The organism is Sporosarcina sp. FSL W8-0480, from assembly GCF_037963765.1.
GTDB lineage: Bacteria > Bacillota > Bacilli > Bacillales_A > Planococcaceae > Sporosarcina.
This window is the reverse complement of sequence record NZ_CP150166.1, coordinates 2,446,436-2,461,667: the sequence shown is the minus strand read 5'-3', so window position 1 is coordinate 2,461,667 and position 15,232 is coordinate 2,446,436. Positions and strand designations below refer to the sequence as shown.

Annotated in this window: 20 protein-coding genes and 1 other annotated feature; all 20 genes read left to right on the top strand. The window is 44.2% G+C overall.

The features are described 5' to 3' along the window. Nucleotides 1-47: 47 nt before the first annotated feature. The 20 genes from NSQ43_RS12795 to NSQ43_RS12700 all read left to right on the top strand — a co-directional run bounded on the left by NSQ43_RS12795 (nucleotide 48) and on the right by NSQ43_RS12700 (nucleotide 15,176). Complete coding sequence (locus tag NSQ43_RS12795) at nucleotides 48-716, top strand: hypothetical protein (RefSeq protein WP_339250770.1); 669 nt, start codon at nucleotides 48-50, stop codon at nucleotides 714-716. 95 nt (nucleotides 717-811) lie between these two features. Then, complete coding sequence (locus NSQ43_RS12790) at nucleotides 812-1,411, top strand: Maf family protein (RefSeq protein WP_339250768.1); 600 nt, start codon at nucleotides 812-814, stop codon at nucleotides 1,409-1,411. Nucleotides 1,412-1,439: 28 nt separating this feature from the next. Continuing rightward, nucleotides 1,440-2,117 carry a DNA repair protein RadC gene (gene radC, locus NSQ43_RS12785; RefSeq protein ID WP_339254904.1) on the top strand — a complete coding sequence of 226 codons (678 nt, stop codon included), beginning with the start codon at nucleotides 1,440-1,442 and terminating at the stop codon, nucleotides 2,115-2,117. 238 nt (nucleotides 2,118-2,355) lie between these two features. Continuing rightward, nucleotides 2,356-3,372: a rod shape-determining protein gene (locus NSQ43_RS12780; RefSeq protein ID WP_339250766.1), complete on the top strand. Its 1,017-nt coding sequence runs from the start codon at nucleotides 2,356-2,358 to the stop codon at nucleotides 3,370-3,372. Nucleotides 3,373-3,390: 18 nt separating this feature from the next. Then, nucleotides 3,391-4,305 carry a rod shape-determining protein MreC gene (gene mreC / locus NSQ43_RS12775; protein ID WP_339250764.1) on the top strand — a complete coding sequence of 305 codons (915 nt, stop codon included), beginning with the start codon at nucleotides 3,391-3,393 and terminating at the stop codon, nucleotides 4,303-4,305. Beyond that, complete coding sequence (gene mreD, locus NSQ43_RS12770) at nucleotides 4,302-4,820, top strand: rod shape-determining protein MreD (RefSeq protein ID WP_339250763.1); 519 nt, start codon at nucleotides 4,302-4,304, stop codon at nucleotides 4,818-4,820. Before mreC ends, mreD begins: the two co-directional genes overlap by 4 nt. Before the next feature lie 26 nt (nucleotides 4,821-4,846). Continuing rightward, nucleotides 4,847-5,518 carry a septum site-determining protein MinC gene (gene minC, locus NSQ43_RS12765; RefSeq protein WP_339250762.1) on the top strand — a complete coding sequence of 224 codons (672 nt, stop codon included), beginning with the start codon at nucleotides 4,847-4,849 and terminating at the stop codon, nucleotides 5,516-5,518. 2 nt (nucleotides 5,519-5,520) lie between these two features. After that, nucleotides 5,521-6,318 (top strand): septum site-determining protein MinD, encoded by a 798-nt coding sequence (minD, locus tag NSQ43_RS12760; protein ID WP_339250761.1) that lies wholly within the window; start codon nucleotides 5,521-5,523, stop codon nucleotides 6,316-6,318. Nucleotides 6,319-6,331: 13 nt separating this feature from the next. Further along, nucleotides 6,332-7,276 (top strand): hypothetical protein, encoded by a 945-nt coding sequence (locus NSQ43_RS12755; RefSeq protein ID WP_339250760.1) that lies wholly within the window; start codon nucleotides 6,332-6,334, stop codon nucleotides 7,274-7,276. 49 nt (nucleotides 7,277-7,325) lie between these two features. Beyond that, complete coding sequence (locus NSQ43_RS12750) at nucleotides 7,326-7,877, top strand: M23 family metallopeptidase (RefSeq protein WP_339250758.1); 552 nt, start codon at nucleotides 7,326-7,328, stop codon at nucleotides 7,875-7,877. After that, nucleotides 7,874-8,488, top strand: a complete 615-nt coding sequence (locus NSQ43_RS12745) for a site-2 protease family protein (RefSeq protein WP_339250756.1) — start codon at nucleotides 7,874-7,876, stop codon at nucleotides 8,486-8,488. The genes NSQ43_RS12750 and NSQ43_RS12745 overlap by 4 nt, the downstream gene beginning before the upstream one ends. Before the next feature lie 39 nt (nucleotides 8,489-8,527). Next, nucleotides 8,528-8,602, top strand: a sequence feature (ribosomal protein L21 leader region). 13 nt (nucleotides 8,603-8,615) lie between these two features. Then, the gene (rplU, locus tag NSQ43_RS12740; RefSeq protein ID WP_283732296.1) at nucleotides 8,616-8,924 is read left to right on the top strand and encodes a 50S ribosomal protein L21; all 309 of its coding nucleotides are present in this window, start codon (nucleotides 8,616-8,618) and stop codon (nucleotides 8,922-8,924) included. 6 nt (nucleotides 8,925-8,930) lie between these two features. Next, on the top strand, nucleotides 8,931-9,257 hold the full coding sequence (locus tag NSQ43_RS12735) for a ribosomal-processing cysteine protease Prp (protein WP_339250753.1): 327 nt from the start codon (nucleotides 8,931-8,933) through the stop codon (nucleotides 9,255-9,257). Between the two features lie 12 nt (nucleotides 9,258-9,269). Further along, nucleotides 9,270-9,560 carry a 50S ribosomal protein L27 gene (gene rpmA / locus NSQ43_RS12730; protein WP_339250751.1) on the top strand — a complete coding sequence of 97 codons (291 nt, stop codon included), beginning with the start codon at nucleotides 9,270-9,272 and terminating at the stop codon, nucleotides 9,558-9,560. 115 nt (nucleotides 9,561-9,675) lie between these two features. Further along, complete coding sequence (locus NSQ43_RS12725) at nucleotides 9,676-10,194, top strand: Spo0B domain-containing protein (RefSeq protein ID WP_339250749.1); 519 nt, start codon at nucleotides 9,676-9,678, stop codon at nucleotides 10,192-10,194. A gap of 12 nt (nucleotides 10,195-10,206) precedes the next feature. Beyond that, nucleotides 10,207-11,502, top strand: coding sequence for a GTPase ObgE (gene obgE, locus NSQ43_RS12720; RefSeq protein ID WP_339250747.1), 1,296 nt, complete (start codon nucleotides 10,207-10,209; stop codon nucleotides 11,500-11,502). Nucleotides 11,503-11,582: 80 nt separating this feature from the next. After that, nucleotides 11,583-12,038, top strand: a complete 456-nt coding sequence (locus tag NSQ43_RS12715; protein WP_339250745.1) for an ACT domain-containing protein — start codon at nucleotides 11,583-11,585, stop codon at nucleotides 12,036-12,038. A gap of 28 nt (nucleotides 12,039-12,066) precedes the next feature. After that, nucleotides 12,067-12,930, top strand: coding sequence for a prephenate dehydratase (gene pheA / locus NSQ43_RS12710; RefSeq protein WP_339250743.1), 864 nt, complete (start codon nucleotides 12,067-12,069; stop codon nucleotides 12,928-12,930). 190 nt (nucleotides 12,931-13,120) lie between these two features. Further along, nucleotides 13,121-14,299, top strand: coding sequence for a LysM peptidoglycan-binding domain-containing protein (locus tag NSQ43_RS12705; protein WP_339250741.1), 1,179 nt, complete (start codon nucleotides 13,121-13,123; stop codon nucleotides 14,297-14,299). A 7-nt stretch (nucleotides 14,300-14,306) separates the two neighbouring features. Next, entirely contained in the window at nucleotides 14,307-15,176 is an 870-nt protein-coding gene (locus NSQ43_RS12700; protein ID WP_339250739.1) for a phosphotransferase, read from the top strand. Nucleotides 15,177-15,232: the final 56 nt, after the last annotated feature.

Below are 15,232 nucleotides of genomic sequence, written 5' to 3'. Positions count from 1 at the left end.
TTTTCATGTCTATTCTGATACGGTTACTAAAAACGGGGTGGTCTGGCATGAACTTCAAAAAAAGGTACTCTAAAGTGACAGTGGCGATGGCGATGCTTCACGGTGTCATAATCGGGATTGCAGCTGTTGCGATTGTTGGTGCTTTAATCTTAGCGACGAATGGGAAAGGGAAAGAAAAAGCTGTCGAGAATGAGGTGGTAACGAAGGAGCCACAACAGACAGACGAAACAACTCCGACATCCGGACCGGCAACCATCACTAATGATGCACCTTTGAAATTATTCGCAAAACAGCATGGTGTTTTTTCATCGGATGAGTCAGCTAAACAACTCATCGCGGAAAATCCGTCACTTGGGAAGGCAACCGTCATTGAAGTGGAGGGGCAATATTATGTGTGGAGTGAAGTCGGCGTCATTGAGGATGAAATCCAGGTAAGTGAGTATGAAGGGACTTTCCGAAAGCCGTTCTTTGTGAACACGAACACCTGTAATACGGTCGGTGCAGGGAAATTAAGGAAGACATTGCTTGAAACCGAATTATCCCAAATTAAAACTTTGACTGTTAGCTCAGAAAGTGAAAAAGAGGATCCGAAAGTTGCTGAGTTTAGAAAGAATATCGTTGCTGTTACAACGTTTACATCCGATTTAAGGGTGATACGGGCAAAGCTATTAGCCCATTATTCCCATAACAAGGGCTGTGCGGTTATAAATTTTTAACGTGGAAAAACAGGTCAAAATTGAATTTCAGCCGTTTTGTGAAAATTTTCAAATTCCTTCTTCTCCAGTATGATGTTGAAAAGGAGGTAGTAGGAATGCAATTCATATCAGATAACAAAATTATTTTGGCGTCCGGTTCGCCAAGAAGACGGGAACTCTTAAGTGTTTTAGGACTTCCCATTAACGTGTTGCCAAGCAATGTTGAGGAAAATGTCGAATTGATCGATAAGGACTTTAATGATTATGTCCAAAAGCTTGCGGTCAAAAAAGCAGGTGCTGTAGCGAAGATGAACCCTGATGCGGTGGTGATTGCTGCCGATACAATTGTTGTTTTTGAAGATGAAGTATACCCTAAACCGGAAACAAAAGAGCAGGCCGAAATGTTTTTAAGGACATTTTCAGGAAAAGCCCATTCAGTGTTCACAGGTGTGAGCATTAAAGCCCATGGAAAGGATATTGTTTTTTCGGAAGAGACGAAAGTGGTATTCAAGGAACTTGATGACAATCTGATAAAGGCATATGTCGATTCCGGCGATCCGATGGACAAGGCTGGTGGCTATGGCATTCAAACTGCCGGTGTCCTATTAGTCGATAAAATTGAAGGCGATTATTCGAATGTAGTAGGCCTTCCACTTGCAAAATTGGTAGAAATCCTACGCAGGGAACTCATCATCCAATTGAAGGAGGGTGAATGATTCCTTGACAGTAGACCTGAAAGATAAAATGATGATCCGGGATGTACATATCGCGGACAGACCTCGTGAAAGGCTTATCCGCCAAGGTGCAGCAAGTTTGTCGAACCAAGAGTTAGTTGCCATTTTATTGAGGACAGGTACGAAGGAAGAATCTGTACTTTTACTTGCAAATAGAATCTTGAACTCATTCGATAAGATACAGGACTTGAAAAATGCAACGGTTGAAGAAATGACGGCGGTGAAAGGGGTTGGACAGGCAAAGGCCGTCCAACTACTTGCCGCAGCGGAAATTGGAAAAAGGATCTATCGAAGGCATTCTGAAGGACGCTACGTCATAAAGTCGCCTGAAGACGCAGCCGCTTATTTAATGACGGATATGTCCTCATTGCTGCAAGAGCACTTTGTCGCCCTCTTTATGAACGTTAAAAATGAAGTGTTGCATAAACAGACGATTTTTATCGGTAGCTTAAATTCATCCATCGTTCATCCGCGTGAAATTTTCCGGGAAGCTGTAAAACGGTCAGCAGCCTCGATTATTGTTGCTCATAACCACCCTTCCGGGAATCCGTCGCCATCACCTGAGGATATCGAAGTAACAAAAAGACTGGTTGAAGCTGGGTCCATTATGGGGATTGAATTGCTCGATCATCTTATCATCGGCGATCATCGTTTTATTAGCCTAAAGGAAAAAGGCTATATGAGTTAGTAAATTACTCCTTGTTTAGTAAATAGTGTAAGATGAATAGACGCGTTCTGATCGCTCTACTTACCGTCGCCAATGGCTTAGTTGCTTTTATTACAAAAACATGACAAAACAAGGCGTAAGTATCAAAATTTTGCTTATTTCTGTTGGCGCTGTGAATTTGTTCTCCAATCCGTTATAATGTGGTGTATGATTTCAAGAAGACCATTTAGGAACGGTCGAATAGAAAGGAAGAACAAATTTGTTTGGATTTGGATCAAGAGATGTCGGGATTGACCTTGGCACAGCAAATACATTAGTTTTCATAAAAGGAAAAGGGATTGTTCTGCGTGAGCCATCCGTTGTTGCGAAAAATACAGTTACGAATGAAATCGTTGCGGTCGGTTCGGCGGCTAAAAATATGATAGGACGTACACCTGGGTCTATCGTGGCTACACGCCCAATGAAAGACGGTGTCATTGCGGATTTTGAAATTACGACTGCAATGATTGAGCACTATATGAAAGAAGCGACTAAAGCTGCAGGCGGTAATTGGAAGAAGCCGAATGTCATGGTCTGCGTTCCTTTCGGCATCACATCAGTCGAACAACGTGCGGTTATTGACGCGGCGAGACAAGCTGGAGCTAAAGATGCGTTTACAATTGAAGAGCCGTTTGCTGCAGCAATCGGTGCGAATCTACCTGTTTGGGAACCTACAGGAAGCATGGTCGTCGATATAGGTGGCGGTACTACTGAAGTTGCTGTAATTTCTTTAGGCGGTATTGTGACAAGCGAATCGATTCGCGTCGGCGGTGACTCAATGGACGGCGCAATCATCAGCTATATTCGTAAAGTCTATAATTTGACAATCGGTGAACGTACTGCAGAAGCTATCAAAATTGAAATTGGCTCAGCGAAAGTATCCAATAAGCCAGAGAAAATGGAAATCAGAGGCCGTGACCTATTAACGGGGTTACCAAAAACATTAGAAGTTTCCTCCGATGAAATTGTTGAGGCACTTCGTGAATCCATTTCACAAATTATTGAAGGCGTCAAGAAAACATTGGAAGCAACACCACCGGAACTTTCTGCTGACGTTATGGAGCGCGGAATTGTATTGACAGGTGGGGGAGCTCTTCTTGATAACTTGGACAAGGTCATTTCGGATGAAACGAATATGCCTGTCTTCATAGCTGAAGACCCTCTGGATTGTGTAGCAATCGGAACAGGGAAAGCACTCGATAATTTTGAAGTGATTAAAAAGATGCAAGCTAGGTAATAAGGGAGGATTTTGGCAATGCCGCGATTTTTTTCGAATAAACGGTTGATATTATTGCTAGTAGGCGTCATCGTCCTTGTGGCATTGATTTCATTCACATTAAAAGATAGGCAGAATGCCACCCTTCCAGAACAAATCGTAAAAGATGTCGTCGGTTTCGGGCAATCACTTTTCTCGAAACCGGCACATTTTATTACCGGCACGTTGGATAAAATCGATGGAATCTTGAATACATATGAAGAAAATAAGCATTTGAAAGCAAGATTAAAAGAATACGCTTCCACTCAGGCTGAACTCGCAGATGTGAGAGCCGATAATGAGAAGTTACGTCAAATCATCGGCAAGGAAGAAAGTCTACGTGATTATTCTCCAATCCATGCAACTGTCATTTCTCGAAATCCCGATCAATGGGAAGAGAAAATAATCATTGATAAAGGGACAGTTCAAGGTGTTAAGTTGAATATGGCTGTAATGACCTCAAGCGGTTTAATCGGAAAAGTAGTCCTTGTCACACCATTCAGGTCGACAGTTGAGCTGCTTTCGACAGAAAACCGTAATTTTCGGGTTGCAGCAGTCATTTCGGGTAAAGACGAATCTATTTTCGGTTTGATAGAAGGATATGATCGAACTCGTGGAGAATTAATCATGAAGAGGATTGATTCTGACTTCGATGTGAAGGAAGGGCAATTGGTACAATCTTCTGGTCTTGGAGGGATTTTCCCGAAGGGTTTGTTAATTGGCGAAGTTACAGAAGTTTCTACGGATGACTTCGGACTGACAAAATTGGCGTACATTCGTCCTGCTGCAGACTTTGGCATGTTGGACCATGTAATGGTGGCGAAAAGATCGTCCGTTATTGTCTCTGGTACGGATGGAGAAGTGGATGAGGAAGAAGATGTAACCACGGAAGAAGAGGGGGAGAATGGATCGTGATCAGGTTCATAATCCCTCTTATTGCCGTCATACTATTTTTCCTCGAACCGGTTTTCAGCCTCTTCTCACCCGTGACAATCGGGGACGGTCAATACACGCTTGTGCCTCGATTTGTCATTGTCTATCTGATTTTCATCGCCGTTTACTACAGTAGGCAACGTGCAATCATCTATGGAATCGCACTTGGACTCTTGTATGATATGTATCACATTGATATTATTGGAGTATACACTTTTTTATATCCGGTGATCTGCTATCTTGCGACATTGATTATTCGCCAAGTGCATCGTCATATTATTACGGTGATGCTCTTGTCATTATTAATGATTGCGCTCCTTGAAATCGCATCGTACTTTTTCGCGAGTCTAATTGCCCTAACAGCAATCGGATTTGAAGATTTCCTTATGAGCAGGCTATCGCCAACAATGATTGCCAATTCCATCTTTATTTGCATGTTTGGCTATTTCTTTAAGCAACTTATCGATAAAAGAGGATTGGAAAAGGCCGGATTATAAACCTTGAAAAATTGTGAGGGACGCAAATGACGAAACAGCACTATGTAACAATAAAAGGGACAAAAGACGGACTTGTCCTCCGACTTGACGACAAATGCGCTTATTCGGACATGATTGCAGAACTCCGCAATAAAGTCAGCGAAAACAGTCTTGAAGGACTGGCAGAAGTAAAAGTCCATATTGGCAGTCGATACTGCAATGAGGACGAACTAAAGGAAATTATGAATGTCGTCCATGAATCGCCACATTTACGAGTTTCTAAGATTCAAAGTGAAGTGATCACTATTGAAGAGTGCAATCGAAGAATCCTTGAAAACCAGTCTGAAACCTATATCGGGATTGTCCGTTCAGGACAGGTCGTGAAAGCTGATGGAGATCTTGTCGTAATCGGTGATGTCAATCCGAACGGCAAAGTAGTGGCAGCGGGTAGCATATATATATTAGGAAGATTGAAAGGGATCGCACATGCCGGGGCAACTGGTAATGAAGAGGCAGTCATTGCAGCCTCTTGGCTGGAAGCCACGCATTTGATGATAGCGGATAAGATGGAAACGATGACGGATGAACTGACGATACTGTCGGAACAACCCGAGATGGAATGTGCATACATACATCCGAATGGTTTCATAGCCATCGACCGTTTACAGGAGCTTCGGATTCTCCGGCCCAATCTGTCAACATTTAAAGGAGGGTGCTAAGTGTGGGAGAGGCAATCGTAATAACGTCTGGAAAAGGTGGAGTTGGTAAAACGACGACATCAGCGAACCTTGGGACAGCATTGGCTCTACAAGGTAAAAAAGTCTGTTTGGTCGATACGGATATCGGTCTTCGAAACCTTGATGTCATCCTTGGACTTGAAAACCGAATCATCTATGACCTCGTAGATGTAATTTCAGGCCGATGCAAAATTCATCAAGCGCTTGTTAAGGACAAGCGTTTTGAAGATGGTCTATTTTTACTTCCAGCAGCACAAACGACAGATAAAAATGCTGTCAACCCTGAAGAAATGAAAGAACTCATTACCGAATTGAAAAGAGACTATGATTATATTTTGATCGACTGTCCGGCAGGAATTGAACAAGGATATAAAAATGCGGTCGCCGGTGCGGATCGAGCAATCGTAGTAACAACGCCGGAAATTTCAGCAGTACGGGACGCTGATCGGATCATTGGGCTTCTTGAACAGGAAGATATCGAACCACCAAAGCTCATCGTCAACCGTATTAAGAGCCGGCTTGTGAATAGCGGCGATGCGCTTGACGTCAATGAGATTACTATGCATTTATCCATCGATCTTCTTGGAATCGTCCTTGATGATGAAAACGTTATCTCCTCCTCCAATAGAGGAGAACCCGTCGTAATGGACCCTTCGAATCCGGCAGCAATCGGCTACAGAAACATCGCCCGCCGTATTTTAGGCGAATCCGTACCGCTCATGTCCTTGGACGAAGGAAGACCTGGATTTTTCGGCAAGCTTAAATCATTATTTGCGAAATAAGACTCCTAACGAATTGTTGGGGGTTCAGACTGTAGACAAACACCCTGATAATTGGTGTTGCCTACAGTCTTTTTCTTTTATAAACCTTCCGCGCTCAAGAAACCCGCTTTGCGCTCAAGAATCCCGCTTTACGCCCAAGATACCACCATCCGCGCTCAAGAATCCCGCCCCGCGCTCAAGATACCACTATCCGCGCTCAAGAATCCCGCCCCGCGCTCAAGATCCCACCATCCGCGCTCAAGAATCCCGCCCCGCGCTCAAGATCCCACCATCCGCGCTTAAGAAACCCATTTTGCGCTCAAGATACCACCATCCGCGCTCAAGAATCCCACTCCGCGCTCAAGAATCCACCATCCGCGCTCAAGAAACCCGCTTTGCGCTCAAGATACCACCATCCGCGCTCAAGAATCCCGCCCCGCGCTCAAGATCCCGTCCTCCGCGCTCAAGATCCCACCATCCGCGCTCAAGAAGCCCACTCCGCGCTCAAGATACCGCCTTCCACGCTCAAGACTCCCGCCCCGCGCTCAAGAATCCCACTCCGCGCCCAAGATACCGCCTTCCGCGCTCAAGACTCCCGCTCATACTACCTTCCACGCTCAAGAATCACACTCTTCGCTCAAGATCCCACCTTCCGCGCTCAAGAAACCCGCTTTGCGCTCAAGATCCCACCATCCGCGCTCAAGAATCCCGCCCCGCGCTCAAGATACCACCATCCGCGCTCAAGAATCCCACTCCGCGCTCAAGATCCCACCATCCGCGCTCAAGACTCCCGCCTCGCGCTCAAGATACCGTCCTCCACGCTCAAGAATCCCGCCCCGCGCTCAAGAATCCCACTCCGCGCTCAAGTTACCACCATCCGCGCTCAAGAGACTCACCTGCACGCCCCCAGGAAAGCGTCCGGCTGGAACGCAAATCAACGGTTTTCATAAAAGTTAAGAATCAACTCATTTGCCCATAATATTCATAGTACGACCGTCATATACTGAGAAAAAAGGTGGTGTGGCGGGGTGAAATGGAAAACAAAGTGGTTTCTCGCAATAATTGTAGTAATTGGCGTATTCAGCTTTGCCAAATTGGAGGATTTAGGCGTCATCAACAAACCGGTTACCCAATATATAACGTCAGGTAAAGACTTCATCGTCATGAAAAAATGGGTATCCTCCTTAATCGGCGAACCAGACGAAGACAGAATCGCTGTCTCCTCTGATAATACGGAAGAACTTCCTTTTGCCGCATATGAATCAATGCAACCTTATAAAGATGGCGTCATCGTGTCGTACACAAATGCAATGCCTATTACCGCACAAGGGGACGGGCTTGTCGTATTCACTGGCTTTACCCGTCAATCCGGAAAAACGATTACTGTACTTTACGAGGACGGCGATGAAGTCACTTATGGATTTGTTGGTTCCTTACAAAAACTTCCTTATTCATCTGTGAAAAAAGGGGACACGCTCGCATTGATGAATGATGAAGCAATCTATTTAAAAGTCAAAAGAGAAGGGACCATACTTGATGCTGCAATACTGGCAACCTATTTTTCGGAAGACAAAAAATGAGGCTTCGACTTCATCCCATTTTGGTGCCCTTCTTCCTTTTAATCTTCATATCAGGTGGCTTTGCTTTTTACGCACTCATTTTCATGTCGTTACTCATACATGAGGCCGGCCACATTATTGCCGCAAGAGCTACTAACATGAAAGTCCGTACTTGCACGATTATGCCGTATGGTGGAGAATTGCAGATACCAAGTAGATATCTCTACGGAAAAAAGCAAAAAGTATTGGTTGCCCTCGGGGGACCAATTGCAACGGCAATTCTCCTTGGCATTGGCTTAATCATTCCGTTTCCAAGCAATGATCAATTTATACGAATTCAAATGGCTATACTTTTCCTTAATTTATTGCCGATTCTCCCGCTGGACGGTGGACAGGCTTTATCTGCACTATTTGAAAATGATGCCAATAAATATAAAGTCAGATCTGCATTTTTAATTTATTCGATTTCAATTTTAAGCGCATCAATTCTATTGTTAATGATAGGTTGGCCTAAAACCGTTTTAATTATTGCACTTGCTTTATTTCTGTTGATACAAAATATCTCTGCTTTCAAGTACCGTAAATATGAAAGAGCATATGAAATGCTAAAAAGAAAACAGTTGACGCCATAAGTCGTACATGATAATATTTTAATGTTATTGTTTGTAGCACCCGTGCTACAACCGCTCTGACTGGGTACAAGCATCCGTTTCGGGTCACCCAAGAAGGCGAGTCTGAGTCTATAGAGGAGGTGCAAGTATGTACGCAATCATTGAAACTGGTGGAAAACAAATCAAAGTCGAAAAAGGTCAAGAGGTTTTCATCGAGAAATTGGTCGGTGAAGCTGATGAAACTGTAACATTCGACAAAGTTCTATTCGTTGGTGGAGAAGACGTGAAAGTTGGCGCTCCATTCGTGGAAGGTGCTTCTGTAACGGCTAAAATCGTTAAACAAGGCCGCGCTAAGAAAATCACTGTATTCAAATACAAGCCGAAAAAGAACTACCACAAAAAGCAAGGTCATCGTCAGCCATACACAAAAGTTGTTATCGAAGGCATCAACGCGTAAGCGGGCATGATCAAAATCATTATTAATGAACAACAATCGGGTCGTATCAGCTCTTTTGAGATGAAGGGCCATGCCAATTTCGCAGAACATGGAAAAGACCTCGTCTGTGCTGGCGCATCAGCGGTTTCATTCGGAGCCGTCAATGCCATCATCGCACTCACTGGAATAACACCTGACATCGAGCAAGCCTCAGATGGAGGTTATCTTAAAGTGGTTTTTCCGGAAACGGAGAAAGACGATGAAATCCAATTGATCGTGAAGGCAATGGTTGTTTCATTACAGACGATTGAACAAGATTACGGGCAACATATAAAACTTATTTTCAACCGATAGGAGGTGGCACTAATGTTACGTTTGGATCTCCAGTTTTTCGCATCGAAAAAAGGGGTAGGTTCTACAAAGAACGGTCGTGACTCCGAAGCGAAACGTCTTGGCGCAAAGCGTGCTGACGGACAATTCGTTTCAGGCGGCTCCATCCTTTATCGTCAACGCGGAACAAAAATTCACCCAGGTGAAAACGTTGGCCGCGGCGGTGACGATACACTTTATGCAAAAGTTGACGGCGTAGTTCGTTTTGAACGTTTTGGCCGCGACAAGAAAAAAGTTAGCGTATACCCTGTAGCTCAAGAAGCTTAATGTTATGACTAACATTGAAAGGACTGCATTTTACCGTGCAGTCCTTTTTATTTTTTGACGAAACTCATATCCAAAATGCTATACTGTATAGTATGAAACTTTTGGCGGTGATTATATGGGATCCGAAAAGCTGACATTGGGAAAAGCACTAAAGTTTGCACGCCATGATTTTTTAAACGATTTACAACTTGTGTTACTAAACCTAGACCTTGGCAACACAACAGAGGCCAGAAAAACACTACTGGATACAACAGAACGCATGAGACAACTATCCATGCTCGAAAAACTGCGTTTACCCGAAACGGAAGAATGGCTAACCACTTTCGAATGGAGACATACCGCCTTTTCAAAAACACTACAAAGCAATATCACAGCTGCTGAACGCTCAATTGAAGATGCGGCAGTTTCCGATTATTTGGAAAGGTTGATCAACAGCGTTGAAACAGTTGTAGACCCTTGGAATGAATACAACATTCATATAAACGTGAGTGCCAGTGAAATAAATTGGTCCATCCAGCTGACAATAGATGGTCCACTTAAAGGCATTCCGCAAATTCCCGAGGCCGCCAATGGTATTGAAGTGACTGAGGAATTACAAGATGAGCAATGCATGTTCACAATCAGTGGACAATAGGAGGAAGTAAAAATGTTTGTCGATCACGTAAAGGTATTTGTTAAAGGTGGTAACGGCGGAGATGGCATGGTTGCGTTCCGTCGGGAAAAATATATTGCTTATGGAGGGCCAGCCGGTGGCGACGGAGGTAAAGGTGGCGACGTCATCTTCAGAGTGGATGAAGGACTACGGACGCTTATGGATTTCCGTTACCAACGTCATTTCAAAGCCCCTCGTGGAGAGCATGGCGGAAGTAAGAACATGCACGGCAAAGGCGGAGAAGACATGGTCGTAAAAGTACCGCCGGGCACAATTGTAAAGGACGTTGAGTCTGGAATTATCATTGCCGACCTTGTTGAACATGGCCAGACAGCAGTCATCGCGAAAGGCGGACGTGGGGGACGTGGGAACTCACGCTTCGCAACACCACAAAACCCTGCTCCAGAACTCTCTGAAAAAGGGGAGCCAGGTGTCGAAAGGGAAGTAACCCTTGAGTTGAAAGTGCTTGCGGACGTGGGATTGGTAGGTTTTCCAAGTGTAGGGAAGTCGACATTATTATCCGTCGTGTCTGCAGCTAAACCTAAAATTGCCGATTATCATTTCACGACACTTGTACCGAATCTTGGCATGGTTGAACTGGAAGGCGGAAGAACGTTCGTACTTGCGGATTTACCGGGTCTTATTGAAGGTGCGCATGAAGGAGTGGGGCTTGGTCACCAATTTTTACGACATATCGAGCGGACAAGGGTCATTATCCATGTTGTCGACATGTCTGGAATGGAAGGCCGCGACCCGTATGAAGATTTTAAGACAATCAATGAAGAATTGGAAAAGTATAATTTGCGTTTGATGGAGCGCCCGCAAATTATCGTTGCGAATAAAATGGATATGCCTGATGCAGAGGAAAATCTAAAGGAATTCAAAGAGAAGTTAGCCGATGAAGATGCGCTGATCTTCCCGATTTCTGCAATTGCTCGTGAAGGGCTTGATCAGCTGCTATTTGCTGTTGCGGATATGCTTGAAACAACTCCGGAGTTTCCGATGTATGAAATCGAGGATGAAGATGAAGAAAACCGCTCAGTTCTTTACAAACATGAAAAAGAAGAAGCTGACTTTAAAATCACTCGTGATGATGACGGTGCATTCGTCCTTTCAGGCTATACAATTGAACGACTATTTAAGATGACTGATTTCAACTTTGATCAATCCGTCCGTAAATTTGCCCGTCAAATGCGCGGAATGGGAGTTGACGATGCGCTTCGTGAACGCGGTGCGAAAGACGGGGATACAGTTAGGATTCTTGAGTTTGAATTTGAGTTCATTGAATAATGTTCTTTGACAGGTATTGTGTACATGTCTAGCTCCGGGTGGCAACCGCCACCCTCCGCTTTTGTTTAAGGAGGCATTCCATGAAACCATTGGGGGAAGGTCAATTTTATCTTGTAAGAGAAGATGTGCTCACGGAATCGATGTTGAAAATGCTTGAAGCGAAAAGATTGTTGGCAAGCGGAGAGGAAAAAACGATCCAAGAGGCGACCAAACGGGTTGGACTCTCAAGAAGCGCTTATTATAAATATAAAGATACTGTCTTCCCGTTTGAGTCAATTGCTCGTGAGCGTGTTCTAACAATATTTATTCAGCTTGAAGATCTGAAGGGGTCATTAGCATTGCTATTACGAATCATTTCCGAGGCGAAGTGTAATGTGCTGACAATCCACCAGACGATACCGGTCCAAGGTCGTGCAAATATTACACTGTCATTGGATGTAACCGAAATGGAGATTAGATTGGAAGAGTTCATGCAAAGGTTGAAAGCCCCGAATTTCATTGAATCAGTCCATCTGATCAGCTCTGGGGCTTTATAAGATTCAGTTGCTCAAGGAGGTCCGAAAAATGGTTGGAAAAAAATACTCACCTACGGTTGCTTATTTGGGGCCCGAAGCGTCTTTCACTCATGTGGCAGCTACACATCTTTTTGGTGATGATGGCCTAATTCCATTCCCAACGATACCTGATTGTATGGAAGCGGTGGCGGAAGGAAAAGTCGCTTATGCAATTGTTCCTCTTGAAAACGCACTCGAAGGTTCAGTATCGATGACGATCGATTATTTATTCCATGGTAGCGAGTTGTTCATCAACGCCGAAATATCGACTCCGATAGAACAGCATCTCATGGTGAATGAAGTATGGAAAGATGACACTGGACAATTGGAATCGATTCATTCTCATCCAGTAGCACTTGCTCAATGCCATAAATATTTGCAATATCATTACCGCCGTACACCATTGATGCAGACTACATCGACTGCTGCAGCTGCAAAATACGTTTCCGAAAATCCAGAGTTAAACATTGCAGCTATCGGTAACCGATTATCTGCTGAAAAATACGGCCTACATATAGCAGAAGAAAAAATTCATGATTTCCATTTTAATCATACGCGATTTGTTGTTTTGTCCTTGAGAAAAGGCCTATTGGAATGTCAATATAAGTCAGAGGCGTCAAAAACAACATTAATGGTGAAATTGCCGGAAGACGATCGTTCGGGGGTACTTCACCAAATACTATCCGTTTTTGCTTGGCGCAAACTCAATTTAAGTAAAATTGAATCCAGGCCAATGAAAACCGGATTAGGAAATTATTTTTTCATCATAGATGTATTGGAAGACGAAGAGCATCCTATGATGAAAGGCGCACTTGATGAACTTGCCACATTAAATTGCACAGTTCGCTCGTTTGGATCGTATTATACATTTTAGCTTGGACCCATGAACCGAATTATTTTCGGCTCTGGGTCTTTTGTATTTAGTAGATACACATTGTATTTTGATGAATAATAGAATCATTCCCGCAATATACATAGTATGAGAGAGGGCGCCAATCACGAATTTGCGTCACATAGACGGGCGTTCGTTCATACGATGGATTGATGGAAGGGGGATTTTGTTAGTGGATGTCCATATTGTTGTAAAAGGGGATACGTTGTGGAAGATTGCACGACAGTACGGTATCCCTTTTGAAGATTTGAAAAGGGTCAATGCCCATTTAGCGAATCCGGACTATATTGTGCCAGGGATGAAAATATTCCTGCCGAAGAAAGCGGAACATAAGCCTGGTGGGAAAGGTCCGGAAAAAATGCCTGAGAAACATCATCACCAACCAGCAACGCCGCCAAAGGAAAAGCCTCAAGCGCCTAAGCACCCGATTCCTTTGCCGCAGGAGAAAGAAAAGCCGAAGCCGCCGGCAACACCACCGCAAATGAAGCCGCCTGTTCAACAACCGCCGGTATCAAAGCCGCCTGTACCACCAGTAAAGCAACAGCCACCGAAGCTGCCAGAAATGCCACCTGCTCCGCCAGTTGTACAACCGGAGTTACCAGAAACACCACCTGCACCACCAGTGATGCAACCACCTACTCAGCCTGTAATGCCGCCACCGATGCCGCCAGTCATGCAACAGCCTGTCGCACCGCCAATTGCTATGCAACCTTGTTTCCAACCGATAATGCCTTTTCCATGTGGGTGGGTGCCGATTTACGATGCCGATTGCATGCCGATTATGCATCCAGGCTTCGCGCAACCAACACCACTTCCGGCGATGCAGATGCCACCACAGCAACTTGGAACACCAACTCTCCCTGCTCAATTGGGAGTAAGTCCTCCGTTAATCGATATTAGCGAGGAAAGAGAAGAGTTAGAGGAATCACCGATCCTCCCAGGCGGTGGAATGGGTATTTCACCAAATTATCCGACTAGCGGATGGGAGTTGACCGAATCGCCAACAATGGAATCGCCGACGGAAAATGAGATGTTGAATCAACCACTTGCACAACAGCCATATATTCCGCAAATGATTTCGCCTGGATTCCAACCAAATCAAGGCGGTATGTTGCCGCGTCCTCAGGATGTGTTTGGAGCTAACTACCCATGGCATATGTATTGTTCTTGTGGATGCCACCAATACCCGGGACATTTTCAAGGTGGTTTCTACCCGACGAATATGATGCCGATGCCAACAATGCCAATGACACAACCGATGATGCAGCCAATGCAGATGTATCCTACGCAAATGCATCCGATGAATATGCAACAGTTCTATCCAATGGATAATAACGGCTGCGGATGCTGACCGGCGTATGGCGCTGGAAAAGAATATTCGTAAAGTAAAGGAAAATGTATGGAAGTTGCAAGAAGGCGAAGCCGCTTACTCTTTAAAAAAATATAAAAACCGCTCTACAGCAGTGAAAGTGGAGTATGTGCATCGACAGCTTCAGATAATCAGATTTCCGCATATCGTACCAATCATTTCAACGGAAGATCCTTTATATATCATGCAACCTTGGATTGAAGGAACGAAGCCGGTCAATTTTAGAAAAAGGATAGATCGAACGGATTCCCTATTGGCTCTCCAAGCGTTGCATGAGACAAAAGAGATGATTGACTGGGATGCTTCACCATATCTGCATAGGTACCAACTGATTGATAAATGGCAGGAACGATTGGAACGTTTCATCGAAAATCGCAAGGCTATTGAAATTTATCTTGGTAAAAATATGGTTGACGAAATTATTCTATTTGGAAAGAAAGCCCTTCCTTTTATAAAGAAGCAATACCGTCAACCGTTTGGCCAGACTCTACTTCACGGTGATGTCGTCCACCATAATATTTTGCGAGATGAAAATGGACTGATTCGCTTTATCGATTTTGACCTTGCCTGTACGGGTCCTCCCGGAACAGAGCTTGCACTTTGGATGCATCGCGTTTTACCGAATATCGGGTATAACATTGATTTTCTTTTGGCGGAACAATCCGTCTTAAATGATTTGGATAATGCTTCGAAATCAATGCTGCTTTATCCTAATGAGTTGTTAAGGGAATGGCTTCACCTTTTAAATTTACCGAAGAACAAGCAATATAATCTTGCAAGGAAACTCATACCATTTACAGAAAGCGCCCTCTCTTCCTGGCCGAAGCTATGGTATGATGTAGAACGGAATATGAACTAAATCAGTGAAAAATCATAATAGATGAGCCATAAGCCGCTAAACAGCGGCTTATTTTT

Bases quoted from the DNA above. Each gene is read 5' to 3' on its own strand.
- NSQ43_RS12795 (WP_339250770.1), top strand. From the start codon at position 48: ATGAACTTCAAAAAAAGGTACTCTAAAGTGACAGTGGCGATGGCGATG.
- NSQ43_RS12790 (WP_339250768.1), top strand. From the start codon at position 812: ATGCAATTCATATCAGATAACAAAATTATTTTGGCGTCCGGTTCGCCA.
- radC (WP_339254904.1), top strand. From the start codon at position 1,440: ATGATGATCCGGGATGTACATATCGCGGACAGACCTCGTGAAAGGCTT.
- mreC (WP_339250764.1), top strand. From the start codon at position 3,391: ATGCCGCGATTTTTTTCGAATAAACGGTTGATATTATTGCTAGTAGGC.
- minC (WP_339250762.1), top strand. From the start codon at position 4,847: ATGACGAAACAGCACTATGTAACAATAAAAGGGACAAAAGACGGACTT.
- NSQ43_RS12745 (WP_339250756.1), top strand. From the start codon at position 7,874: ATGAGGCTTCGACTTCATCCCATTTTGGTGCCCTTCTTCCTTTTAATC.
- rplU (WP_283732296.1), top strand. From the start codon at position 8,616: ATGTACGCAATCATTGAAACTGGTGGAAAACAAATCAAAGTCGAAAAA.
- NSQ43_RS12735 (WP_339250753.1), top strand. From the start codon at position 8,931: ATGATCAAAATCATTATTAATGAACAACAATCGGGTCGTATCAGCTCT.
- rpmA (WP_339250751.1), top strand. From the start codon at position 9,270: ATGTTACGTTTGGATCTCCAGTTTTTCGCATCGAAAAAAGGGGTAGGT.
- NSQ43_RS12725 (WP_339250749.1), top strand. From the start codon at position 9,676: ATGGGATCCGAAAAGCTGACATTGGGAAAAGCACTAAAGTTTGCACGC.
- obgE (WP_339250747.1), top strand. From the start codon at position 10,207: ATGTTTGTCGATCACGTAAAGGTATTTGTTAAAGGTGGTAACGGCGGA.
- NSQ43_RS12715 (WP_339250745.1), top strand. From the start codon at position 11,583: ATGAAACCATTGGGGGAAGGTCAATTTTATCTTGTAAGAGAAGATGTG.
- pheA (WP_339250743.1), top strand. From the start codon at position 12,067: ATGGTTGGAAAAAAATACTCACCTACGGTTGCTTATTTGGGGCCCGAA.
- NSQ43_RS12700 (WP_339250739.1), top strand. From the start codon at position 14,307: ATGGCGCTGGAAAAGAATATTCGTAAAGTAAAGGAAAATGTATGGAAG.